A 22,478-nucleotide genomic window follows, 5' to 3' on the forward strand; every position below is an offset into this window, starting at 1 on the left:
CCAACGACCACTCCAAGACTTAGGAAAAGCACATGGCAAAAGTAGCTCCTGAACTGCAGTATTCCGACGAGCACGAGTGGGTTGCGCGGGACTCCGGCAACGCCGGATCAAACATTGTCTCCATCGGCATCTCCGCCGTCGCCACGGACGCCCTCGGCGACATCGTTTACGTGGACCTGCCCGAAGTTGGTGCCGCGGTGACGGCAGGGCAGACCTGCGGCGAGGTTGAGTCCACCAAATCGGTCTCGGACCTCTACGCCCCCGTCACCGGCGAGGTCACCGAGATCAACCCCGCCGTCATCGACGACCCGGCGCTGATCAACAACGATCCTTACGGCGCAGGCTGGCTCTTCAAGGTGGCCGCGGAATCAGAGGGCCCGTTGCTCTCCGCACAGGACTACGCATCCAAGAATGGCGGCGAACTGTGAGCGGCGCAGCGACCGGCATCGCAGCGGCCTTCGAACCGGTGGTCTCGCCGAGCCTGGACGTGGAGCTGTCGGTGCTGGATCCGGAGATCGCCAAGAAGATCGACGCCGAACTGGCCCGCCAGCGGGACGGCCTGGAGATGATCGCCTCGGAAAACCACACTGCCAAGGCCGTGATGCAGGCGCAGGGTTCCGTGCTGACCAACAAGTACGCAGAGGGCTACCCCGGCAAGCGGTACTACGGCGGCTGCGAGCACGTCGACGTGATCGAACAGCTTGCGATCGACCGGGTCAAAGCCCTGTTCGGCGCAGAGTACGCCAATGTCCAGCCGCACTCCGGCGCGCAGGCCAACGCCTCGGTTATGCACGCCTTGATCCGTCCGGGTGACACGATCATGGGCCTGAACCTGGCGCACGGCGGCCACCTGACCCATGGCATGAAGATCAACTTCTCCGGTCGTCTGTACAACGTGATCCCTTACCAGGTCCGGGAAGATGACCACCGGATCGACATGGCGGAGGTCGAGCGACTGGCCCAGGAGCACAAGCCGGCCCTGATCGTTGCCGGCTGGTCCGCTTATGCGCGCCAGCTCGACTTTGCGGAGTTCCGCCGGATTGCCGACTCGGTGGGTGCCTACCTGATGGTGGACATGGCCCATTTCGCCGGGCTGGTTGCCGCCGGGCTGCACCCGTCGCCGGTGCCGCACGCGCACGTGACCACCTCCACCACGCACAAGACCCTCGCCGGTCCGCGCGGCGGCATCATCCTGACCAACGACGCCGACATCGCCAAGAAGATCAACTCCGCAGTGTTCCCCGGTCAACAGGGTGGCCCGCTGGAGCACGTGATCGCCGGCAAGGCTGTGGCCTTCAAGATCGCAGCTTCGCCTGAATTCAAGGAGCGCCAGGAACGTGTCCTGGCCGGCGCGCGGATCCTGGCCGAGCGCCTAATCCAGCCGGACGTCACTGCCAAGGGAATCAACGTGATTTCCGGCGGCACCGACGTGCACCTGGTCCTCGTGGACCTGCGCGACTGCGAGCTCAACGGGCAGGAAGCCGAGGACCGGCTCGCGGACATCGACATCACCGTCAACCGCAACGCCGTCCCGTTTGACCCCCGGCCGCCGATGGTCACCTCCGGACTGCGGATCGGCACCCCGGCGCTGGCAACCCGCGGCTTCGGCGAGGCTGCTTTTGCCGAGGTTGCGGATATCATCGCTGAGGCGCTGATCGCCGACGCCGGCGCGGACCTGTCCGGACTGCGCGCCCGGGTGGAGGCCCTGGCCGCCGCCCACCCGCTCTACCCGTCGGTTGCTAACCTCGGTTAAGGGTTCCGGGGCCGGCCCCTCGGGGTCTTGCCCGCCGCCGCTTTGGTGAGTCGCGAACGGTGGTTGGGTGGGGTCCGGAAGCGTGCGTCTAAGGGCGTGCGACGTCCGCTCAGCTAGCGGCGTCGACCGAGCACGCGGAGGAGCCCGCCCAACCACCAACCCCAGCCCCGCCCGAACGCAGTGTCTAGTTAGGATTCAGTAATGGCTGTTGGCGTCTTTGACCTCTTCTCAATAGGAATAGGCCCGTCCAGTTCGCACACCGTGGGGCCGATGCGGGCTGCTGCGGTGTTTGCCGAGGAGCTCAAGACCTCGCGGGATCTGGGCCGCGTGGCATCGCTGCGGGTGGACCTTTACGGCTCCCTCGCGGCCACAGGCCACGGCCACGGGACCATGACGGCGATCCTGCTCGGCCTGGAGGGCTACCACCCTGAACTGATCCTCCCCGAGGAAGTGGAGGGGCGGCTGGCCACGATCGCGGAGACCGGCACCCTGCAGCTGGCCGGCTTAGGAACCGGTGTGGCGCTGCCCTACGGGGTGAAGGACATGATCCTGCGCCCGCTCACCATCCTGCCCCGGCACACCAACGGCATGACCTTCACGGTTTCGGACGCCGACGGCGCCGTGCTGCACAGCGCCACGTTCTTCTCAGTGGGCGGCGGTTTCATCGTCCGCGAAGGCGAGGAGGACGCCGCCCTGATCGAGCTCGCCGAGTCCAAGAAGGAACTTCCCCTGCCGTTCCGAACGGCAGCGGAGCTGCTGGGCCGCTGCCAGTCCAAGGGCCTGTCGATCGGCGAGATTATGTTCGTCAACGAGCGTGCCTCCCGCACCGAAGCGGAGATCCGGGAAGGCCTTCTGCACATCTACTCGGTGATGACCGGCTGCGTTCAGGTCAGCCTCAAGCGCGAAGGACTGCTCCCCGGCGGCCTGAAGGTCCGCCGTCGTGCGCCCGACTGGCACGAACGGCTGATGAAAGAAACCCGGGATCAGGACCCCGACTTCCGGGACCCGAAGTACTGGCAGGAATGGGTCAACCTGATTGCCCTGGCAGTGAACGAGGAAAATGCCTCCGGCGGCCGCGTGGTCACCGCCCCCACCAACGGCGCCGCCGGCATCATCCCCGCTGTCCTCTACTATGCGTTGCACTTTGCCCCGGGCATGGACAAAGCCACCGAGGCCGACCGCGACGACGTTGTGGTCAAGTTCCTGCTGACGGCAGCGGCGATCGGTGTCCTGTACAAAGAACAGGCCTCGATCTCCGGCGCCGAGGTCGGCTGTCAGGGCGAGGTGGGATCGGCATCCTCGATGGCCGCGGCCGGCCTGGCCGAAGTGATGGGCGGTACCCCGCAACAGGTGGAGAACGCCGCTGAAATCGCGATGGAACACAACCTCGGCCTGACCTGCGACCCCATCGGCGGGCTTGTGCAGATCCCGTGCATCGAACGCAACGCGATCGCCGCGGCGAAGGCCATCAACGCCGCCAAGATGGCGCTTTGGGGCGACGGCACGCACCGGGTGTCCCTCGACGAGGTCATCGTGACCATGCGCGAGACCGGCAAGGACATGAGCTCCAAGTACAAAGAGACAGCCATGGGCGGCCTGGCCGTGAACGTTGTCGAGTGCTGAGCTAGTTGTTCAGCACCGCCCAAAGATTCAACGACGAAGCGAAGATTATCCAGGCGAAGTAGGGCAGCATCAGCAGTCCTGCCGTGCGGCTGATCGGCCCAAAGTGGAGTACTGTGACCACCACCGCGGCCGACAGCGCGACGATGATGCCGAAAGCGATCCACAGGGCAAGTGTGCCAAGTGCCGGGTACAGGCCGAAGAAGACCGGAGTCCACAACAGGTTCAACACCAGTTGCGTGGCGTAGGCGGCGAGGGCTGCGCTGGTGCCCTCCGCCCGGCGGCGCCAGACCAGCCAGGCGGCCACGGCCATCGCGATGTACAGGGTTGTCCAGACCGGCCCGAACACCCAATTCGGCGGAGACCAGGGGGCTTTGACAGCGGCGGCGTACCAGCCGTTAACATTGTTCGCGGTGGCCAGCCCGCCTAGGCCGGCAACGACAGCCGAGGCAGCCAAAAAGACCAATAGTCCCGGAAACTGGACTGCCGGCCGGCGTGTACCGGCGGCAAGTTCCCGGTGCTCGGATCCTAATCTTAGTGGTTGCTCAACTGGCGCCATACGTCCAGCCTAGCGGCTTGGTTCCGGGCAGGAGCATTGACCCGGACGGATAGACTTGAACGTGCATGCCCGCATGCCGCCGATGCTCGAACCGCAATGATTGGATGTTGCACCCTTGCGTGAATTCACCGCCCGCTTTGCCTCTGCCGAAGAGATCGCCAACTGGGATAGCCACGTCACTGCGAACCCCAATGGCGGCAATCTCCTGCAATCGGAGGCCTTCGCTGAGGTTAAGCAAAACTTCGGCTGGAAACCCCGGCACCTGGTCTACGAGAGCGCTGACTATTCCAGCTACAACCTCATCCTGGAGAAGTCCGTCCCGTTGCTCGGCAAGCTCTGGTACCTGATCAAGGGCCCAGATGTCGCCTCCGCCGAAGACATCCCCGGCATCACCGCAGCCAACGCCGAGTTCGTACAACGTGCCCGGCTGGGGGTCTTTGCCATCAAGATCGAGCCGGACATCGTCCGCTCCGACGAAGCCCGTCGGATTTTCGAAGGCGCCGGGCTCCGCAAGAGCCACAACCTGCAGCCCAACGACTCGACGGCGCTGCTGGATATCTCCCCCGAGGAGAACCAGCTGTTGCGGAACCTGCACTCGCGGGGCCGTAACGCCGTCCGGCGCGCCATCCGGGAGGACGTGGAAGTCCACAAAGTGGATCCCACCGAGGAGAACTTCCGCGCCATGTACGCGCTGATGACAAACACCGTGGAGGCCAAGTCCCAGGTCCGGGTCCGCGAATACGGGTATTACCGCCAGTTCTGGACCAACTTCATCAACCGTGGCCAGGGGCGGCTGATGTTTGTCTACGAGAACGGTCTCCCGTCGGTGGGCGCCTTTGTGGTCAACTACGGCCGAAAGGGCACCTACAAAGACGGCGGCTCGCTGCAGAAGCGAAACCAGTACGGTGATTCCCATCTGGTGCAGTGGACGGCCATCCAGCAGCTCAGGGAGCTCGGCTGCACCGAATACGATTTCTGCGGCACACCCCCCAGCGATCAGCTGAAGGACACGTCCAACCCGTTCCACGGCCTGGGCCTGTTCAAAACCAGCTTCAGCAAAACGGTGACCGACTTCGTTGGCTGCTACGACCAGGTCCTCAGCCCGTTGAAATACAAGGCCTGGATGGCCGCGGGGGAACGCGTCGCCCGCCAGCTCTATACCCGCCGCACGGGCCAGCAGTTCTACTAAAACGGCTGACACGGAGAATTTGAGGACGCCGGAATGACCCAGGAACCCGCCGGCCGCCGTCGGCCGCACACCGACGGATTGCCCAGGACCGAGCCGCTCTCGCCCACGCAAGTGCGCCAGAATGCCGCGGCCAAGCGGATGCTGCGCAGACTTGTCCAGGGGGAGAACCCGCCGACCGCTCCCATGAGCATCGTGGACCGCCTCGCCGGCAGCCCCTACGCCAACCCGATGATTCAGGTGGGCGGGGTGGACGCGTCGGCCCGCAAGACCATCGACTTCGCGCTGCACCTGGCCGAATCGATGTTCCGGTACGGTGCCGGCGCCCTCGAAGTTGAAACCAGCATTATCGCCGTCACGGCTGCGCTGGGCCTCAAAAACATCGAAGTGGACATCACCAACCAGTCCGTGGCCATCAACTATGCGCCCAAGGAACAGACTCCGATTACGTTGCTGCGTGTGGTGCGGTCCTGGACGAACAACTACGCCGGGCTCTCCCAGGTGCACCAGCTAGTCACCGAACTCGTAGCCGGCGGTGTGGGCCGTGACGAGGCCGTGCGACGGCTGGAAGAGATCACCCGCAGCGCCAAACCCTTCCCCCGCTGGATGGTCACGGTGGCGTTCGGGGTCTTCGCTGCCGTTTTCGTCGGGGTCCTGGGCGGCGGAATCGGCGGCTCAGTGGTGGCCTTTGCCTCGAACCTGATGGTCAGTTTGCTGGCCCGGCAGCTGAGCCGCTGGCGGACGCCGGATTTCTTTATCACGGCGGCGTGTTCGTTCCTGGTCACCTTTATGGCCCTGCTCCTGGGGCGCTTCGGCGGCTTGGCGGGAATCCAGATCGCCCCCGAGATTGTGGTGGTGGGCGGCATCCTGCTGCTTTTGCCGACCGGACGGCTGGTCTCCTCGGTGCAGGACGCGATCAATGGCTTTCCGGTCACGGCCGCCGGCCGTTTCCTCTCCACAGTGCTGACCTTCGGCGCCCTGGTCGCCGGCCTCGCTGTGGGTTTTGTGGTGGGGGACAGGACGGGGATGGAATCCATCGACGTCACCAAAACATTCCCGCCGGCGTATGAGCTGTGGGTAGTGGTCATTCTGATCGCCATCGCGGTGCTGATGATCGGCATCACCGAACAGACCAGCCCGAGCCTGCTGCTGCCGACGGCGGCCGTCGGCGTTGTGGGGTACCTGATCCTGAATGGCGGAGAGGCATTAGGCATCGGATCGCGCTTTTCGCCCGCACTGGCAGCTGTTGTTATCGGACTGCTGGCCCGGGTAGTGGCGCTGCGGATGGGCGCCCCGCAGTTGGTGGTGGCGGTGCCAGCCGCGCTGATTCTCCTGCCCGGCCTCACCATATTCCGGTCCATGTATGTATTAACGATTGAGACGTCGGAGATCCTGCTGGGTGCCGGGGGCATGCTTAATGCCGGGGCAATCGTTTTCGGGGTGGCGGCCGGCATCGTACTCGGCGACACGCTGGCCCGTCCGCTGACCCGCAGCCTGGCGAGCAACGAACGACGCCGGGCGCGGCGCCGTTAGATCCTGCGCGCTAGATCTTACCGATGGGGAGCTTCTTCTCGGCCTGGAAGTCGTCCTCCACCCTGCCCTTCGCCCAGTAGCCGGACAGCGAAACCTGGGAACGCTCCAGCCCGCGCTCGGCGTAGAACACGTCCCGCAGGCTCTTCATGGCGCCGCGTTCGCCATGCGCAAAGACCTGGACCCTGCCGGCTGGCCAGCTCGCAGCACTGATCGCGGCAGGCAGTAGTTCGCTGGCCCCGGCCGGCACGCTGCTGCGCAGCAGCCAGCGCAGCTCCAGACCGGCGGGCGCCCTAATGGCCTGAATGTCGGCGTCGCTGTCCACCTCCAGAAAGGCCAGGCCGCGGGCTTCGGCCGGCAACGATTCGATCGAGGCCCCGATGGCCGGCAACGCGGATTCGTCGCCGGCGAACAGGAACCAGTCCGCGGCCGGGTCCGGGTTGTAGCCGCCGCCCGGCCCGGTGAATATCAGGGCGTCACCGGGCCGGGCGGATGCCGCCCACGGACCGGCGAGGCCTTCGTCACCGTGGATCACGAAGTCGATGGCGAGTTCCCCGGCCGCCGAGTCGACCCAGCGGACCGTGTAGGTCCTGGTGTGCGGCCACTGATCGCGCGGCATCGTTGCCCGGATCTCCCACAGGTCAAGCGGTTGCGGGTAATCGATGCCGGGCTGCGGAAACACGATCTTGACGTAGCGGTCCGTATAGGAGTTGTTCTCGTAGCCGGCAAATCCGGGCCCGCCGGCAATGATCCGCACCATGTGGGGGGAGAGCTCTTCACGGCGCAGGACGGTGAGGTTGGTCTGCGGACGGGATTTGCGGGTGGCCGAGGTGGCGGCGGGGACTGAGGTCATGGGGCTAAGCCTAGCCAAAGCCGCTGGCGGAAACCTGGCTAGGGAGCCGGCCCGGGCAGCGGAGGCAGTTCCCATTCCACAGTTGCGCCGCCTTGTTCGCGGAGCAGCGTGGTGGCGCGGCTAAAGGGCCGGGAGCCGAAGAATCCCCGTGACGCCGAGAGCGGACTCGGGTGGGCGCTGGCGATCACGGGCGTGGAAGACAGCAGCGGGCGGACAGCCTCGGCGTGCCTGCCCCAGAGGATTGCCACCAGCGGGGCGGGTGCGCCGCCGGCTGTTGTGCGCTTGGCGACGGCGGTGATTGCCGCCGCTGTAATGGCTTCCCAACCCTTGTTCCGGTGCGAGCCAGCCGCCCCGGCCCGGACGCTGAGGACCCTGTTGAGCAGCAGCACCCCTTGATCGGACCAAGGGCCGAGGTCACCGTGGATCCGCGCGGGCAGCCCCAGATCGGCGTGAAGCTCCTTGTAGATGTTGGCCAGACTGCGGGGGATGGGCCGAGTGGCGCCGTCGACGGCGAAGGACAGCCCAACGGCATGGCCCGGCGTCGGATACGGGTCCTGGCCCAGAATCAGCACCCGGACTTCCGCCAGAGGCTGCCGGAAGGCCCGCAGCACCTTTGACGGAGCCGGCAAGACGTTGTGACCGCCGGAAGACTCCCGGCCCAGGTAGGCCAGGACGTCCCGCAATTGCCCCTCGACCGGGGCCAGGGCCTCAGCCCAGTCGTCGGCGACGAGCTCATCCAGGGGCAGGCGGGCCAACTCACTAAAACCCGCGGCCTGGCCCGCTGTGGGCTCCAGCTCGAAAAGGGCATCGGAGGAAGGGAAGTCGGAGTCATGCACAGAGCCCATTCTTGCAGGCCGGCAAATGACAAGGGTGTTATTCGCCCGTAGCATGGGGGGATACTTTTCATCGGATCCAGCCAGGGAGCGTGTCGTGGCCGAACAAGCACAAGAGCACCTTTCGAGGGCAGAATCTCCTGTCGCCGGGATCAACCCGGAGTCGCCGCTGAGCAGCCGGGACCAGCAAATGCTGGCGTTGGAACGGCAGTGGTGGAAATACGCCGGCGCCAAAGAACAAGCCATCCGCGAACTCTTCGATCTGTCCGCCACCCACTATTATCAGATCCTCAACGCCCTTATCGACACCGAGGATGCACTGGCCCATGATCCGATGTTGGTGAAGAGACTGCGTAGACTACGTACGTCACGCCAACGTGCGCGCACTGCCCGCCGCTTGGGCTCAGACGCGTAAATCACTGCCGGATGCGCACATTGCTGCGCGCCAGCAAGCGCGGCCGGTTCGTCAGAAATCAGCAAGGACATCGTTCTACCATGACCAAATACGCTCGGGATGAATTCGATCGGGTCCCGGAGACCTCCGCACGCCAAGGTGTCCACCGGACGGTCGCCGAATCACGCCACCGCCGCCGCCTGGGCCCGATCCTGGGCGCCGGCGCCGCGGCCTTGGCCATTGGCCTCGTCGCGTTCATTTTTCTGCCGAAGACCGGCTTCTCCTCCGCTGCCGACAGCACGCAGGCAGCAGTCGGGCAGAGCGGCAGCAGCGCCGCTGCATCTGCCGTCCCTGCCGCCACTGCTGCCTCCAGCGAAGCCCCTTCCAGCCCGCCGGCCAGCGAGTCGCCGGCTGCGACTCCCGCAGCCACCACCCCGGCCGCAGCCATCGACAAAACCCAGCCCGTGGCCATCTTCAACGGCACCGCCACGGCAGGGCTGGCGAACCGGGTGGGCGGAACCGTTTCCACCGCCGGCTGGACTGTCGGCGCGCTCGGAAACTGGGGCGGATTGCCGCAGCAGCGCTCGGTGGTCTTCTACAACGGGGTCGGGCAGAAGGACAATGCCGAGGCCCTTGGCCAACTCCTGGGCATCCCGAGCGTGGTGGATTCCGCCGAATTCCAGCTGCCACTCGTTGTTGTCCTGGCGCCCGGATTCGCGTAACCCGGTCCGATTGCGCCTTAGATAGCTGTTCCGATTACGCCTAAATAACTATTGACCGGCAGCGACGCCTCCGGGCTGCGCGGCAGCATAAAGCTGCGGGTACAGTACTTGCGGACTTAGTTTTTAGCACTCCGCGGCCCGGCGGATGCTGGGGCGCCCGCTGGGCAACTGAAAGTGTGGACACCATGGCATTGGGAACCGTCAAGTGGTTTAACGCCGAAAAGGGCTACGGCTTTATCACCGTAGACAGCTCCGGCGCAGACGTCTTTGTGCACTGGTCTGCCGTTGCGGGGGACGGCCAACGTTCCCTGGCGGAGGGCCAGCGTGTGGAGCTCGAAGTCGGCGAGGGCGAGAAGGGCCCGCAGGCCGAAAGCGTCAGGCCCGCCCCGTGACGGACACCGCACCGCAGGCGTCCAGCGGCCCAGGCCACGACGTGTCCGCTCGACGGGCCGACGCCGGCACTGTCGCCCGCCGGCTGGCCACGCTGCGGCTGGGACGAGCGGCCGTGGTGGCTGCTGTGGCCGCGTTGACCACCACCGCCTGCCTGGGCCCGGCCGGGGGCGCCCGCGTTGAACCGGCAGAAGCGAGCGGTGACGGCACCCTGCGCATCGGGTTGATCCTGGACAATACCGGGGCGCAGAATTTCCTTAACGCCCCCCAACAGGCGGCGGCGCAACTGGCCGTCAGGGAGATCAATGCCGCCGGCGGGCACAAGGGCAAACCGGTGGAACTGCTGCCGGCAACAATCAGTGGTGACACGGCAGCGCAGGCCAAGGCGCTGGTGGCCGCCAAAGCCGACGTAGTTATCGGTCCAACGGATTCCAGCAGGGCGCCGGCCGCCATCGATGTCCTGTCCGCTGCCAGGATTGCCGTGATTTCACCAGCAAATTCCGCCAGCGGCCTCAGCAGTTATCCAAGTAAGGGCTTCTATTTCCGGACTTCGGCGGCCGACATCGCACAGGCACCCGTCCTCGTTAAGCTCGCCAAGGACGGTGGCGCCGCAACCATCGGCGTGGTGTACGAAGAAGGCAGCTACGGAAAGGACGTAGCCAACGCCGTGGCAGCCGCGGCCAAGGCGTCCGGCCTCGGGACCGCCGCCGTCGTCGGGTTCGCCCCGGGACAGGCGCAGCAGGCGGCGGCTGCCGTCAAGGCCGCGGCTCCAGATGCCGTCGTGCTGATTTCGCGCGCAGCCGCCCAAGGCGCCATCGCCGAGCTGAACAACGCCGGAGTTGCCGGAAAGAAGCTCATCCTCGCCGACGGGGCTGTCAACCAGTACGGTCCAGGACTCGGCTCCAGCGCCCTCGACGGTGCCCGCGGGATCCTGCCGGGAACTTTCGCCTCCGCAAAATTCCAGGGCGAGCTGGTCTCCGTGGATCCCGGGCTGAAGGACATGGCGTTTGCCGCGGAGGCTTACGACGCCGTGAACCTCGCCGCCATCGCCGCCGCAGCGGCGCAGGATGACGCCGGCACCTCCATCGCGGCCGGTCTCGTGGCGGTCTCAGGCGGCAGCGCCGGCACGTCCGGCGGCACCGGGCCTTCGGGCGCGGCCGAGGTGTGCAAGAGCTACCAGGAATGCCTTGACACGCTGCGGGCCGGCAAGCGTCCCGACTACGACGGCCAATCCGGGCGGATCACTTTCGATGCCCACGGTGACGTCAGCTCCGCAAACTACGTTCTCTACACCTACGGACCGGACAACACGGCAACCATGAGCGGCAGCGAAACGGCGGGCAGCAGCGGGAAGTGATCGCCCGTAGCGTATTGCGTCGTTGCGGAACGGTGCCAGTTGGCCGACAGCAGCTTTTCGGCGAGCCTACTGCTTGCACTCTCCCCGGGGGAGTGCTAATTATTGAGTTAGCACTCCTGCGCATTGACTGCTAAAACGACGCCCGGTTCGCCCGGCTGCGGAGTTGAGGCAGCCGGGCCGGGAGCGAGAGAAATACCTGGTTGGGGTGAGATCCCTGGCCTGGCGGCATACAGAGGCCGCCGGGCAAGGATCGTCCGTCGCGGGCACCGCAGCATAGGTTCATTCTTAACGACTGTCCCGAAAGGACTACTGCCGTTATGGCCAAGATCATTGCATTTGATGAAGAGGCACGCCGCGGCCTTGAGCGGGGCCTGAACATCCTCGCCGACGCCGTCAAGGTCACCCTCGGCCCGCGTGGACGCAACGTCGTCCTCGAAAAGAAGTGGGGCGCCCCCACGATCACCAACGATGGTGTTTCCATCGCCAAGGAGATCGAGCTGGATGATCCTTACGAAAAGATCGGCGCCGAGCTGGTCAAGGAAGTTGCCAAGAAGACGGATGACGTCGCTGGCGACGGAACCACCACCGCTACCGTGCTGGCTCAGGCCCTGGTCAAGGAAGGCCTGCGCAACGTCGCGGCCGGAGCTGATCCCCTGTCCCTCAAGCGCGGCATCGAAAAGGCTGTTGAAGCCGTCACCCGCGAGCTCCTGGCCTCCGCCAAGGAAATCGAAACCAAGGAAGAGATTGCCGCCACCGCGTCCATCTCTGCCGGTGACAACGAGATTGGCGCCCTGATTGCCGAGGCCCTGGATAAGGTCGGCAAGGAAGGTGTCATCACCGTCGAGGAGTCGAACACCTTCGGCCTGGAGCTGGAGCTCACCGAAGGCATGCGCTTTGATAAGGGCTACATCTCCGCTTACTTCGTCACCGACGCTGAGCGCCAGGAAACGGTCCTCGAGGATCCCTACATCCTGATCGTCAACTCCAAGATCTCCAACGTCAAGGAACTGGTTGCTGTCCTCGAAAAGGTCATGCAGTCCTCCAAGCCGCTGCTGATCATTGCCGAAGACATCGAGGGCGAGGCCCTGGCCACCCTGATCGTCAACAAGATCCGTGGCACCTTCAAGTCCGTTGCCGTCAAGGCTCCGGGCTTCGGTGACCGCCGCAAGGCGCAGCTTGCCGATATCGCCATCCTCACCGGCGGCCAGGTCATCTCCGAGGAAGTCGGCCTCAAGCTTGAGACCGCCGGACTCGAACTCCTGGGCCGCGCCCGCAAGGTCACTGTGACCAAGGACGAGACCACCATCGTCGAGGGGGCAGGCGACGCCGACCAGATCGCCGGCCGCGTCTCCCAGATCCGTTCCGAGATCGAGAACTCCGATTCGGACTACGACCGCGAGAAGCTGCAGGAGCGGCTGGCCAAGCTGGCCGGCGGCGTTGCAGTCATCAAGGCCGGTGCCGCAACCGAGGTCGAGCTCAAGGAACGCAAGCACCGCATCGAAGACGCTGTCCGCAACGCGAAGGCTGCTGTTGAAGAGGGCATCGTCGCCGGCGGTGGTGTTGCCCTGATCCAGGCCGGCCTCAAGGCTTTCGCCAACCTGAACCTCACGGGTGACGAAGCAACCGGCGCGAACATCGTCCGCGTTGCCATCGACGCTCCGCTGAAGCAGATCGCCTTCAACGCCGGCCTCGAGCCCGGCGTTGTGGTCGACAAGGTCCGCGGCCTGCCCGCAGGCCACGGCCTGAACGCTGCAACCGGCGAATACGTCGACCTGCTGGCTGCCGGCATCAACGACCCGGTCAAGGTCACCCGCTCTGCACTGCAGAACGCGGCATCCATTGCCGGCCTGTTCCTCACCACCGAGGCCGTTGTGGCCGACAAGCCGGAGAAGAACGCTCCGGCCATGGGTGGCGGCGACGACATGGGCGGCATGGGCGGCATGGGCGGTTTCTAACCAACCGACTGCCGGGGCCGGAACCTCGGCCCTGAAATGTGCGTAGCACGACGGCGGTCCCTCCTTCGGGCGGGGCCGCCGTCGGCGTAAGTGCCCAACCACCCCTGCGGGGGCGCCGACGCCGGTGCGGGTCTGGCAGGATGGTGCAGTGACAATTACAGCAGCAGCCGACGGTTCGGCTTTAGGAAATCCCGGCCCGGCCGGGTGGGCCTGGTACGTGGACGATGACTGCTGGCGGGCCGGGGGATGGCCGCACGGCACCAACAACATGGGCGAGCTTATGGCAGTGCTGGACCTGGTGCGCTCGACCGCGCATCTGTCCGGCGAGGATCTGCACATCCTCTGCGACAGCCAGTACGTCATTAATTCCGTCACCAAGTGGATGCCAGGATGGAAGCGCAAGGGCTGGCGCAAAGCCGACGGCAAGCCGGTGATGAATGTGGAGTTGCTCAAGGAAATTGACCAGGCCCTGGTGGGCCGCAAGTACACCTTCGAATGGGTGCGCGGCCACGCCGGGCATGATCTTAACGAGGCGGCGGATGACCGGGCCCGGGCCGCTGCGACGGCCTACCAGCAGGGTGTTGCAGTCCGTCAGGGTCCCGGGTTCGGTTCCGAGAACACCGCAGCCGCAGCGCCGCCCACAACCGGGCGGACGGTGCCCCAATCGGCGGCGGCCCGCCAGCAGCGGGTTCTCGCTGAGGCGTCCGTTTTTGACGAACCGGACCTCTTCAGCGAGCTCGACGGGGACGCAATGCCCGCACCCGGCATTGACGCGAGCCCGGAAGCGATCGTCGAGGCACTCGAACGCGAGTTGCTGCGCCCGGACACACGCGCCGACGTCGGACGCACGGGAGTGCTGCTGCACCCGGACTACACGGAGATTGGCAGCTCGGGCCGGATCTGGACGCGGGACGCCGTGATGATGTCCCTCCAAGAGCGCCCCGATGGCGCCGTCGAGATGGAGGTACTGGGAGCAGACCGGGTGGGAGAGCACACAGTCCTGTTGACGTACCGCAGCCACACCCGGGCCGCAGCAGCCCTGCGCAGCTCCCTGTGGGTCCAAGACGGGGCGCAATGGCGTCTGCGCTTCCACCAGGGCACTCCCGAAGCCTGAACCCGCGCAAGGGGCTGAAGCCCGCTCTGACGGGCACGGCCGGTCAACTGAAACGTTGGGTGTTGTTCAGCTCGGCTTGGGCGTAGCTCGCTGCGGCGGAGTTCAGTGCCAGGTTGATGGAGGCCAGCGACGCCTCGACTTTTCCCTGCGTGAGGGTCCACTCGGACACCAAGACCTGGAAGTTGGTGGCCGCCGCGCCGCGCCAGGTAGCCTGCAGCTCATCGAGCCCGCTTTTCATTGCCTGTACGTCGGCGCTGATCCGGTCGACCGTGGCTTTGACGGTTGCCGACTTGAGCTCGAGGAGTTCAGTATCGACGGAGATAATGCTCATGGGATGACCTCTCTGCAGTGGATGCTCCGGGATATCCGGTCACCCCGAGCCTAGGAAATCCATCAGGTCCCCGGAAGCGGGTGGCCCGCTTATGTGGATAAGGCCGCAACGATCGCGAAAAGCCTAGTTCCCGGAACCGCCACCGGAGGAGGCCGTTTCACCGGCGGCCGTGCGGTCGGCCGAACCGTCGTCCGCCGCCACCCCGTCCAGATACGGCAGGCTGACCACCAGGGTTGCCCCGCCGCCGTCGGTCTTCGCGGCCCTGACCGTGCCGGCATGCGAGCCGACAATGGCCGCGACAATAGCCAGTCCCAGGCCGCTGCCACCGGTCTCCCGCGTTCGGGAAGTGTCCGCCCGGTAAAACCGCTCAAAGATCCTCGCGGCTTCCTCGTCGGGAACCCCCGGGCCGTGGTCGCGGACCTCGATCACGGACTGCCGGCTGCCGTCAGCGGCGGTCCGTACGCCGACGGCAAGTTCGATCGGCGTTCCCTCGGGCGTGTAGCGCAGGGCGTTGCCCACCAGATTCCCCACGACCTGCCGCAATTTAGCCTCGTCGCCGATGACCGGCGCCGGTGCCGGCGGACGGCCCTCGAGCCCGGCCAGTGAGATGGTGCGTCCGCGGTCGCTCGCCTGGGTGTCAACAACGGAGTCATTGGCGATCAGCAGCAGATCGGCAGGCTTCTGCTGCAACGGGCGCTGCTCGTCGATCCTGGCGAGCAGCAGCAGGTCCTCCACCATGGACCCCATCCGCTTGGCTTCGCTTTCGATTCGTCCCATAGCCGTCGCCACGTCCGCCGGTGTGGCGAGGGCGCCTTGCCGGTACAGCTCGGAGAAGCCGCGGATCGTTACGAGGGGGGTGCGCAGTTCATGGGAGGCGTCGGCGGCGAAGCGGCGCATCTTTGCTTCCGAGGCCATCCGGTCGGCGAAGGCAGTTTCAATGTGGGCCAGCATGGCGTTAAGGGAGGTGCCGAGCCGGCCCACCTCAGTGTGGGGCGTGTCGACGTCGACACGCCGGGAGAGATCGCCGGCCGCAATGGCTGCAGCCGTTTTTTCGACCCGGGCCAGCGGCCGGAAGGACCGGGAGATGCTCCACGTGGCGATGAAAAAGGCCAGGATAAGGGTCAGCAGCCCGACGCCGACGACCACCAGCACCGCGTGTTCCATCACGGAATCGACCGGCCACAAGGGCAGGCCGATGACAACGACGGAGGTTCGCTCGTTGCTGTCGACGACGTTGAGGGCGACCACCCGCCAGTTGTGCCCGTCCGTTCCGCGGACCTGGAACGGGACCTGCTGGAGACCGACAACATCTGCGGGGCTGATACCGGTGATTTCCGGGTGTATTTCCTTGTCTCCGCCGAACGGCACAGGCTTCTGTCCCGGCGCGAACAGCATCAGCGAGTAGTCGGTAGGGATGTTCTGGTTCTGGTCCTGCAGCTGGCTAAAGGACTGTTGCTGCCGGACCGAGGCGACGGCGGCCCGGAGCTTGTCATCGACCTGCCCCTGGAGGTAGCTGTGCAGCAGGGTCAGGGTTCCTGCGCCGGTGGCAGTGAGGGCCACCAGCATCAGGGCGGTCATGATGGCGACCAGCTGTGACCTCAGCGATGCCGACTTCCAACGGTCGAGCAACAAGGTCAGCGCTTCTCGGCCGTCCGCAGCACGTAGCCCACACCCCGTTTGGTCTGGATGAGGGCCGGCGCGTCGGGATCGATGTCCACCTTGCGGCGCAGGTAGGAGATGTAAGACTCAACGATCGAGGCGTCTCCGTTGAAGTCGTATTCCCAAACGTGGTCCAGGATCTGGGCCTTGGACAGCACCCGGTTGGGGTTGAGCATGAGGTACCGCAGGAGCTTGAATTCGGTGGGGGACAACTCGATCACCGTCCCGCCGCGGCGGACTTCGTGGGCGTCGTCGTCGAGCTCCAGGTCGTCGACGCGGATCACCGCATCGTCATCCTGCAGGGGCTGCGTGCGGCGAAGAACAGCACGGATCCGTGCCACGACCTCGTCGAGGCTGAACGGTTTGGTGACATAGTCGTCGCCGCCCACCGTCAGCCCCATGACCTTGTCTTCGGTGTCGTCCTTGGCGGTCAGAAAAAGGACGGGAAAGTGCTTTCCTGCCGCGCGTAGCCGCCTGGTGACGGTAAAGCCGTCCATATCGGGCAGCATCACGTCCAGGACCGCCAGGTCCGGGGCATGGAGTTCCGCGGCCGCCAGGGCCTCGCGGCCGTTGGACGCCGAGACGACTTCAAAGCCGGCAAAGCGCAGCGAGGTAGAGAGCAGCTCGCGGATGTTTGGTTCATCATCGACGACGAGCAGCTTGGCTTCGGGACCGTTCTTTTTCATGGTTCCCATGATCCTCCCAGAATCTGGGAGTTTTCTGAATGATGAATGTGTGTTGAGTGTGTACGGGGGCCGCCGGCGGCAGGCGCGGACACGGTCGGAGTGTCAGTCCGCTGGGCAATACCATTCCCCTGTAAGGGCACCGACAGTAGAGTGACCTTATCGAAAACACTCTGCCGCGGCGGCTTGGGCGGTACTCAATGAAGAGGACACAAAGTGACGACTGAGAGCAACCCATTGGACAGCGCCGGACCTGCGGACCGGAGTATCCGCGACTGGGCGGATCTAGCCGAGGAGATGTGGTCGTATCTGACCGGCAAAGGCGCTGCCATCAACTACAACTTCATTGATATGTCCATCGAAGTTCCCCGCGACATCGGCCCGGACGCGCCGCGAGCCACCTGGAAGCTGAACGGAAGCCTTCGAGTGACCACCAGCGATAAGGACGCTTTGGGTTCCGACGAGAACAGGAGCTGACCATGGCCCCGCGCTTCCGGGCCGACATCAATCTGGACTTTTCCCTCCAGGACGCAACCGGGGAACAGGCTCGCGGATCGGTGACGGCGGCCGGCAGCGAAGTGGTTGTCGCCCTGGACGGCATGGATGCCCTCCTGTCGCAGCGGATGCCTTCGCTCGGCGACATCAGGCCTTTGGCCAAAACGTTGTCAGAGCAGGGCCTGACGGTGATTGTCGAGGGGCCCCAGGGCAGAATCATCAGCCTCGGAGCCCTCGACGTGCCGGCCTCGCAGCGTGTGATCACCAGGTCACCCCACATCAAGCTGGGAAAGCTGGGAGCACTGGCGCCGCTGCTGAAACGGGGCCGGCGTGCGCCGGCCCGCAAGTTTTCGCTGCTTCCCCCCGGGACCCTGTTCCCGCTGCTGCCGACCGTCAAGCGCAGGATTGCCCGCCGCATTACCACCACCCACTACACCCGCGGCGGCGGACAGCCCCGGCTGATCTTTGTGCAGGACGCGCAGGCCTGGAACGGCCAGGTACCCCGGGTATTTAGCCTTGCTGCGGACCGGGTGCGCATCGGCAGTGACGAATCCGCCGAACTGCAGCTTCCCGGACTCGACGGCGTGCATGCGGAAATAGTCCACAATGACCAGGACGAATACGTCCTGGTCCGGCACGGCAAAGTCACCGGAAGCTTCGGTCCGGGATCTTCCTCGGTGCTGCGCACCGGCGCCCGCCTCCAAATGGGTCAGTGGTGTCTGGCGTTCTTCCGGGAAGAATTTGCTGATCACGGGCGCCCCTTCGGCGGCCGCAGCGGCGGCGAGTTCGCCTACCAGCGTCCCCAGCGGGACCCGCGTACCGGCGCCCTGGAACGGGACGGGTCTACGTACACCCGATAGCCCGGGTACCGCCCCGGCACGGGGCGGTACCCGGATCAGTCGGAGGCGGAGCTGCTGCCCACGTCCTTGGCGTCCATGATCCGGTAGGCATAGCCCTGCTCGGCGAGGAAGCGCTGGCGCTTGGCCGCGAACTCCTGGTCCAGGGTGTCCCTGGCCACGAGGGAGTAGAAGCGTGCGGCGCGGCCGTCCTTCTTGGGACGCAGCAGCCGGCCAAGTCGCTGGGCCTCCTCCTGCCGGGAACCGAAGGAACCCGACACCTGGATCGCCACCGAAGCCTCCGGCAGGTCGATGGAGAAATTGGCGACCTTGGACACCACAAGGGTCTGCACCTCGCCGGCCCGAAAAGCGTCAAAGAGCTTCTGGCGTTCCTTCACGGACGTGTCACCCTTGATCACCGGTGCCTGCAGGCGCTCGCCGATCTCATCCAACTGGTCGATGTACTGGCCGATCACCAGCAACTGCTCGCCGGCATGCTCCGCTACGAGCCGTTCCACCACCACAGTCTTGGACTCGGACGTCGCGCAGAGCCGGTACTTATCCGCCTCCTCGGCCATCGCGTAAGCTACGCGTTCGTCCCGCGGCAGGTCGATCCGAACCTCCACGCAGTCGGCCGGTGCGATGTACCCCTGCGCCTCGATATCCTTCCACGGCGCGTCATAGCGCTTAGGGCCGATCAGGCTGAAGACTTCGCCCTCCCGGCCGTCCTCGCGGATCAGGGTGGCGGTGAGGCCGAGCCTGCGCCGAGCCTGCAGGTCCGCTGTCATCCGGAAGATCGGGGCCGGCAGCAGGTGGACCTCGTCGTAGATGATCAGCCCCCAGTCGTTGCCGTCCAGGAGTTCCAAATGGGAGTAGAGCCCGCCGCGTTTGGTGGTCAGTACCTGGTAGGTGGCGATTGTGACCGGGCGGACTTCCTTGACGGAGCCCGAGTACTCGCCGATCTCCTCCTCGGTCAGGGAGGTCCGCTTGAGCAGCTCGTCCTTCCACTGCCGGGCGGAGACGGTGTTGGTCACCAGGATCAGCGTTGTGGTGGAGCTGGTGGCCATCGCAGCGGCACCAACGAGGGTTTTGCCGGCTCCGCACGGCAGTACGACCACGCCGCTGCCGCCGGCCCAGAAGTTCTCCATCGCCAGCTGCTGGTACGGGCGCAGCTTCCATCCGGTTTCGTTGAGCAAGATCGGGTGCGGGGTGCCATCGACGTAGCCTGCGAGATCCTCGGCCGGCCAGCCGATCTTGAGCAGCAGCTGTTTCAGCTGCCCGCGCTGGGAGGAGTGCACCACAACAGTCTCGCCATCGATCCTGGGGCCCAGCAGCGGGGCGATCTTCTTGGCACGGCTGATCTCTTCCAGGACCGGATAGTCCGAGGTGCGCATCACGAGGCCGTGCTGCGGGTCCTTCTCCAGCCGCAGCCGGCCGTACCGCGACATGGTCTCTTCAACGTCGATCAACAAGGAATGCGGAACCGGGAAACGGGAGTACTTCAGCAGGGTGTCCAGCACTTTTTCGGCGTCCAGGCCTGCCGCGCGGGCGTTCCAGAGGCCCAGCGGCGTGAGCCGGTAGCTGTGGATGTGCTCGGGCGCACGTTCCAGCTCGGCGAACGCGGCGATGGCGTGGCGGGCCTCGGTGGCAAGCTCGTGGTCCACCTCGAGCAGGATCGTTTTGTCGCTCTGGACGATCAGCGGTCCGTCATTCATTGGAGTAGTTCCTCTGCGGCCTCGACGTCAATAATGCGGTGGATGGACAGTACACGTTCGGTTTCCCGTGCCGGATCGAAGACCCGAACCCGTCCGCCGCCCACGGCTACCGGAACAACCGTTTCGCGCACCGCATTCCCCATCCCGTCGACCACGTTCATGACCACCCGTTGTTTGAGCCGGATCGCCTTCTGCAGGGTCTCCAGGCCAAGCTGGGTCGCTTCTTCGCTGCCGGGGGCTGCGGCAGCAGGGCCGCCGGGGGTGGACGCAGCGGGACGTTCGCGGCGAAGCACCACCAGCTGGGCGTCGACGTCGGCCTCCGGGGGGGCGGTGCGCGGTGCGCTGTACACGGGCCGCGCAATCCCGGGCGCAGCTGTGGCGCGGCGCAGCCGGATTCCGCCGGGCCCCGCCTCCTCCACCGCAGGCGACAGCCCAAGGTTGCGCAGCAGCTGAGCTGTTTCCCGCGGCGCGGCGTGCGAGACCAGCACTGTGGGGGCAATCCTGACCAAACCAAGGCCGGCGGCACCGGGAGCGTTGAGCAGCTCCTGAAGGGCCGTTTCGTCCTCGCTCTGGATGAAGCTGGCAGCCGAGCCCACCCGCAGCCTGGCGTGCCGGGCGGCCGTGTCTTCGATCAGGTACTTCAGTGGTTGGGGGATCGCCGTGGCCGAGTGCAGGCCCAGGAAATCCAGGAGCGCCTGGGCGTCTTGGCCCGAATCAAGGGCACGCCGGACCGAGGAGACGGAGAAACGGTAGATCGTGGCTGGCCCCTGGCCCTCGGCATCGGCCATTGTGAGGAGCTTGCCGGTCAGCTCCGGTGCGAGGTAGCCGGGGGCCACTGCGGTGAGGTCGGCCTGGAGCAGGACGTGGTTCAAGGCGGCCGGCAGGTGTTCGCCCAGGATCCCCAGCGCCTCCTCGGGCTGTTCGGCCGCGATGGCCGTCCCGATCTGGCTCAGTGCGCCCGAGCCGATGAGGCCCAGCATTTCGGCCTCCGCCAGCACCCCCCGGATCAGCGAGCTAAAACGCCGTGCCATCCGCGGCTGGGCCCAGTCGGCCCGCTCCAACACTGCCGCGGCGTCCAGGACCGGGGCGTTCCCGTCCGCCACAGCGGCCTCGTGGGTCAGTTCCGCCATGATTTCCAGGATCCTCTTCCGGACCACCGGGGCGTCCGGGCGCTGGGCCTCGGCCGAGAGCGCGTTGACGGTGCCGCCGGCCATACCGCGGTGTCCGGCCGGCACTGCCGTCTGGCCGTTCACGGGCTCGCCCACAAGGGAGGGCGCACGTTCGCTGGCGAGCCAGGCGTTGACCAGCCAGAGCCACTGCTCTTGCCGCGGAAGGGTCAACCACTCCAGCTGCGCCGGCTGGACCCAGGCGGAACTATCCACGTCGAGCCGGATCAGGCCGGCCAGAGCGGACAGCTCCGCCAGGACCCCGGCGTCGTGTATGTCGGTGCGCAGCGCATCCGCCAGCCGCTTGAGCTCCCGGACGCCCACGCCCCCGCTGCGCAGCGTGACCAGTGGCTGTTCGCGGACGATGTGCAGCAGTACACCCACCAGCCGCAGGGTCTCGGCGATCGCGCCCAGGGCGGCGTTCCGGCGCAGCGCGGCGGAGGTGGAACCCAACCGCGGCAGCGGGGGGGCTAGCGCGAATTTCTCGATGACGTAGCCGCCACGCAGGGCGACCCCGACGCTGTGCGGGAGTTCCACATGCGCGGCGTCCAACGGGACCAGCAGTCCGCGGGCCAGGAGCCAGTCAATCGGCCCGACGCCGGCGGCCTCGTGCAGCACTGACGCCCGCCGTTGCGCTTGCGGAACTGCGCCCATGGCCCAGTTACCGAAGCGGGCTAGCAGCGCCGCAGTGCGTTCCGGGGCGGCGTGCAGGATCTGCCGGAGACACTCCGGCGTGGCCGTCCAGTGCTGGAGCGAAAGTGCAGCTTCCATCGGGGTGGCCGCGGGGGAGATGGAGGCGCCGTCGCGGTGGAGCTCGCCGACAAGCTGAACCACGCGCTGGGCGAAAGCGGGCTGAAGCCGCACGAGTTCGGTGTAGCTGCGGCCCAGTCCGGCCGGGTAGATTCCGATCACTTCCTTGAGGCTGCCCACCGGCAGGTAGTAGCGCAGCTTCGCGCCGGCAACCGGAGGGGTGCCGTGCGGCGGTTCCGCGCGGTGGACGAGGGCCAGTTCCTGGAGTGAGTGCAGGATCTTTTCAAGGGCGGCCAGGGTGGAGCCATAGATGAGCTTCTTCAGCATCGGCGCCGTGGTGCTGTGGCCGGTGTCCGTATTTGTGCACAGGTGCAACGTCTCGAGGACCTGCATTTCCGGGCGGTTGAGCCGCTCCAGGGCCCGCTGTACGCTGACACGTCCGCTGGCGCGGGCCGCGAGGGCCGCAAAGTCCGGCACGCCGGGGGAGATAAGGTCCGGCCGCGCGGCGAACAACGCACGCAGCGAATCGTCGCTGCGTGTCTGCAGTTCCTTGCTAAGCGCGCGGATAAGGGACATC

Annotated in this window: 21 protein-coding genes; 13 read left to right on the forward strand and 8 right to left on the reverse strand. The window is 66.0% G+C overall.

Translation table 11 applies throughout. From position 1 onward, the window contains the following. The first annotated feature begins 32 nt into the window (after positions 1-32). The 3 genes from gcvH to QI450_RS01600 all read left to right on the forward strand — a co-directional run bounded on the left by gcvH (position 33) and on the right by QI450_RS01600 (position 3,376). Entirely contained in the window at positions 33-428 is a 396-nt protein-coding gene (gene gcvH / locus QI450_RS01590; protein WP_226776365.1) for a glycine cleavage system protein GcvH, read from the forward strand. A gap of 17 nt (positions 429-445) precedes the next feature. Further along, on the forward strand, positions 446-1,753 hold the full coding sequence (gene glyA / locus QI450_RS01595; RefSeq protein ID WP_282468158.1) for a serine hydroxymethyltransferase: 1,308 nt from the start codon (positions 446-448) through the stop codon (positions 1,751-1,753). Between the two features lie 201 nt (positions 1,754-1,954). Further along, complete coding sequence (locus QI450_RS01600; RefSeq protein ID WP_226776366.1) at positions 1,955-3,376, forward strand: L-serine ammonia-lyase; 1,422 nt, start codon at positions 1,955-1,957, stop codon at positions 3,374-3,376. A 1-nt stretch (position 3,377) separates the two neighbouring features. On the opposite strand, the gene QI450_RS01605 is transcribed toward QI450_RS01600, so the two are convergent. Then, positions 3,378-3,932, reverse strand: a complete 555-nt coding sequence (locus QI450_RS01605; protein WP_226776367.1) for a TspO/MBR family protein — start codon at positions 3,930-3,932, stop codon at positions 3,378-3,380. Between the two features lie 115 nt (positions 3,933-4,047). On the opposite strand from QI450_RS01605, the gene QI450_RS01610 reads away from it, so the two are divergent. Together QI450_RS01610 and QI450_RS01615 are read left to right on the forward strand one after the other, a co-directional pair. Next, complete coding sequence (locus QI450_RS01610) at positions 4,048-5,121, forward strand: peptidoglycan bridge formation glycyltransferase FemA/FemB family protein (RefSeq protein WP_226776368.1); 1,074 nt, start codon at positions 4,048-4,050, stop codon at positions 5,119-5,121. A gap of 33 nt (positions 5,122-5,154) precedes the next feature. Then, complete coding sequence (locus tag QI450_RS01615; RefSeq protein WP_226776369.1) at positions 5,155-6,651, forward strand: threonine/serine exporter family protein; 1,497 nt, start codon at positions 5,155-5,157, stop codon at positions 6,649-6,651. A gap of 10 nt (positions 6,652-6,661) precedes the next feature. Here the strand turns inward: QI450_RS01615 and QI450_RS01620 are convergent, their stop codons facing one another. Both QI450_RS01620 and QI450_RS01625 read right to left on the reverse strand, forming a co-directional pair. Beyond that, a complete protein-coding gene (locus tag QI450_RS01620) occupies positions 6,662-7,501 on the reverse strand; it encodes a siderophore-interacting protein (RefSeq protein ID WP_226776370.1) in 840 nt (279 codons plus the stop codon). A 38-nt stretch (positions 7,502-7,539) separates the two neighbouring features. Further along, positions 7,540-8,346: a uracil-DNA glycosylase gene (locus QI450_RS01625; protein ID WP_226776371.1), complete on the reverse strand. Its 807-nt coding sequence runs from the start codon at positions 8,344-8,346 to the stop codon at positions 7,540-7,542. Positions 8,347-8,485: 139 nt separating this feature from the next. Between QI450_RS01625 and QI450_RS01630 the strand changes: the two genes are divergently transcribed. From QI450_RS01630 to QI450_RS01655, 6 genes are all read left to right on the forward strand, one after another. Then, positions 8,486-8,749, forward strand: a complete 264-nt coding sequence (locus tag QI450_RS01630) for a DUF3263 domain-containing protein (protein ID WP_226776456.1) — start codon at positions 8,486-8,488, stop codon at positions 8,747-8,749. A gap of 80 nt (positions 8,750-8,829) precedes the next feature. Further along, positions 8,830-9,450, forward strand: a complete 621-nt coding sequence (locus QI450_RS01635) for a LytR C-terminal domain-containing protein (RefSeq protein WP_226776372.1) — start codon at positions 8,830-8,832, stop codon at positions 9,448-9,450. 185 nt (positions 9,451-9,635) lie between these two features. Then, the gene (locus QI450_RS01640; RefSeq protein WP_226776373.1) at positions 9,636-9,842 is read left to right on the forward strand and encodes a cold-shock protein; all 207 of its coding nucleotides are present in this window, start codon (positions 9,636-9,638) and stop codon (positions 9,840-9,842) included. Positions 9,843-9,934: 92 nt separating this feature from the next. Next, the gene (locus tag QI450_RS01645) at positions 9,935-11,197 is read left to right on the forward strand and encodes an ABC transporter substrate-binding protein (protein ID WP_226776457.1); all 1,263 of its coding nucleotides are present in this window, start codon (positions 9,935-9,937) and stop codon (positions 11,195-11,197) included. 317 nt (positions 11,198-11,514) lie between these two features. Next, positions 11,515-13,152, forward strand: coding sequence for a chaperonin GroEL (gene groL / locus QI450_RS01650; RefSeq protein WP_226776374.1), 1,638 nt, complete (start codon positions 11,515-11,517; stop codon positions 13,150-13,152). Between the two features lie 148 nt (positions 13,153-13,300). After that, positions 13,301-14,266, forward strand: a complete 966-nt coding sequence (locus QI450_RS01655) for a ribonuclease HI family protein (protein WP_226776375.1) — start codon at positions 13,301-13,303, stop codon at positions 14,264-14,266. Between the two features lie 43 nt (positions 14,267-14,309). Here the strand turns inward: QI450_RS01655 and QI450_RS01660 are convergent, their stop codons facing one another. The 3 genes from QI450_RS01660 to QI450_RS01670 all read right to left on the reverse strand — a co-directional run bounded on the left by QI450_RS01660 (position 14,310) and on the right by QI450_RS01670 (position 16,942). Continuing rightward, positions 14,310-14,597 carry a WXG100 family type VII secretion target gene (locus QI450_RS01660; protein WP_226776376.1) on the reverse strand — a complete coding sequence of 96 codons (288 nt, stop codon included), beginning with the start codon at positions 14,595-14,597 and terminating at the stop codon, positions 14,310-14,312. Positions 14,598-14,720: 123 nt separating this feature from the next. Beyond that, entirely contained in the window at positions 14,721-16,226 is a 1,506-nt protein-coding gene (locus tag QI450_RS01665) for an ATP-binding protein (RefSeq protein WP_226776458.1), read from the reverse strand. A gap of 5 nt (positions 16,227-16,231) precedes the next feature. Further along, positions 16,232-16,942, reverse strand: coding sequence for a response regulator transcription factor (locus QI450_RS01670; RefSeq protein WP_226776377.1), 711 nt, complete (start codon positions 16,940-16,942; stop codon positions 16,232-16,234). 213 nt (positions 16,943-17,155) lie between these two features. Between QI450_RS01670 and QI450_RS01675 the strand changes: the two genes are divergently transcribed. Both QI450_RS01675 and QI450_RS01680 read left to right on the forward strand, forming a co-directional pair. Further along, a complete protein-coding gene (locus QI450_RS01675; RefSeq protein ID WP_226776378.1) occupies positions 17,156-17,416 on the forward strand; it encodes a hypothetical protein in 261 nt (86 codons plus the stop codon). 2 nt (positions 17,417-17,418) lie between these two features. After that, complete coding sequence (locus QI450_RS01680; protein ID WP_226776379.1) at positions 17,419-18,294, forward strand: FHA domain-containing protein; 876 nt, start codon at positions 17,419-17,421, stop codon at positions 18,292-18,294. A 35-nt stretch (positions 18,295-18,329) separates the two neighbouring features. Here the strand turns inward: QI450_RS01680 and QI450_RS01685 are convergent, their stop codons facing one another. Both QI450_RS01685 and QI450_RS01690 read right to left on the reverse strand, forming a co-directional pair. Continuing rightward, positions 18,330-19,985: a DNA repair helicase XPB gene (locus tag QI450_RS01685; RefSeq protein WP_226776380.1), complete on the reverse strand. Its 1,656-nt coding sequence runs from the start codon at positions 19,983-19,985 to the stop codon at positions 18,330-18,332. Then, on the reverse strand, positions 19,982-22,477 hold the full coding sequence (locus tag QI450_RS01690) for a helicase-associated domain-containing protein (RefSeq protein WP_226776381.1): 2,496 nt from the start codon (positions 22,475-22,477) through the stop codon (positions 19,982-19,984). Before QI450_RS01690 ends, QI450_RS01685 begins: the two co-directional genes overlap by 4 nt. Position 22,478 lies beyond the last annotated feature (1 nt).

It is taken from the genome of Arthrobacter sp. EM1, from assembly GCF_029964055.1.
In the GTDB taxonomy this organism is placed as follows: domain Bacteria; phylum Actinomycetota; class Actinomycetes; order Actinomycetales; family Micrococcaceae; genus Arthrobacter.

Excerpts from the sequence above, each read along its gene's own strand:
- gcvH (WP_226776365.1), top strand. The coding sequence starts at position 33 with ATGGCAAAAGTAGCTCCTGAACTGCAGTATTCCGACGAGCACGAGTGG.
- QI450_RS01600 (WP_226776366.1), top strand. The coding sequence starts at position 1,955 with ATGGCTGTTGGCGTCTTTGACCTCTTCTCAATAGGAATAGGCCCGTCC.
- QI450_RS01605 (WP_226776367.1), bottom strand. The coding sequence starts at position 3,932 with ATGGCGCCAGTTGAGCAACCACTAAGATTAGGATCCGAGCACCGGGAA.
- QI450_RS01615 (WP_226776369.1), top strand. The coding sequence starts at position 5,155 with ATGACCCAGGAACCCGCCGGCCGCCGTCGGCCGCACACCGACGGATTG.
- QI450_RS01620 (WP_226776370.1), bottom strand. The coding sequence starts at position 7,501 with ATGACCTCAGTCCCCGCCGCCACCTCGGCCACCCGCAAATCCCGTCCG.
- QI450_RS01625 (WP_226776371.1), bottom strand. The coding sequence starts at position 8,346 with ATGGGCTCTGTGCATGACTCCGACTTCCCTTCCTCCGATGCCCTTTTC.
- QI450_RS01635 (WP_226776372.1), top strand. The coding sequence starts at position 8,830 with ATGACCAAATACGCTCGGGATGAATTCGATCGGGTCCCGGAGACCTCC.
- QI450_RS01640 (WP_226776373.1), top strand. The coding sequence starts at position 9,636 with ATGGCATTGGGAACCGTCAAGTGGTTTAACGCCGAAAAGGGCTACGGC.
- groL (WP_226776374.1), top strand. The coding sequence starts at position 11,515 with ATGGCCAAGATCATTGCATTTGATGAAGAGGCACGCCGCGGCCTTGAG.
- QI450_RS01660 (WP_226776376.1), bottom strand. The coding sequence starts at position 14,597 with ATGAGCATTATCTCCGTCGATACTGAACTCCTCGAGCTCAAGTCGGCA.
- QI450_RS01670 (WP_226776377.1), bottom strand. The coding sequence starts at position 16,942 with ATGAAAAAGAACGGTCCCGAAGCCAAGCTGCTCGTCGTCGATGATGAA.
- QI450_RS01680 (WP_226776379.1), top strand. The coding sequence starts at position 17,419 with ATGGCCCCGCGCTTCCGGGCCGACATCAATCTGGACTTTTCCCTCCAG.
- QI450_RS01685 (WP_226776380.1), bottom strand. The coding sequence starts at position 19,985 with ATGAATGACGGACCGCTGATCGTCCAGAGCGACAAAACGATCCTGCTC.
- QI450_RS01690 (WP_226776381.1), bottom strand. The coding sequence starts at position 22,477 with ATGTCCCTTATCCGCGCGCTTAGCAAGGAACTGCAGACACGCAGCGAC.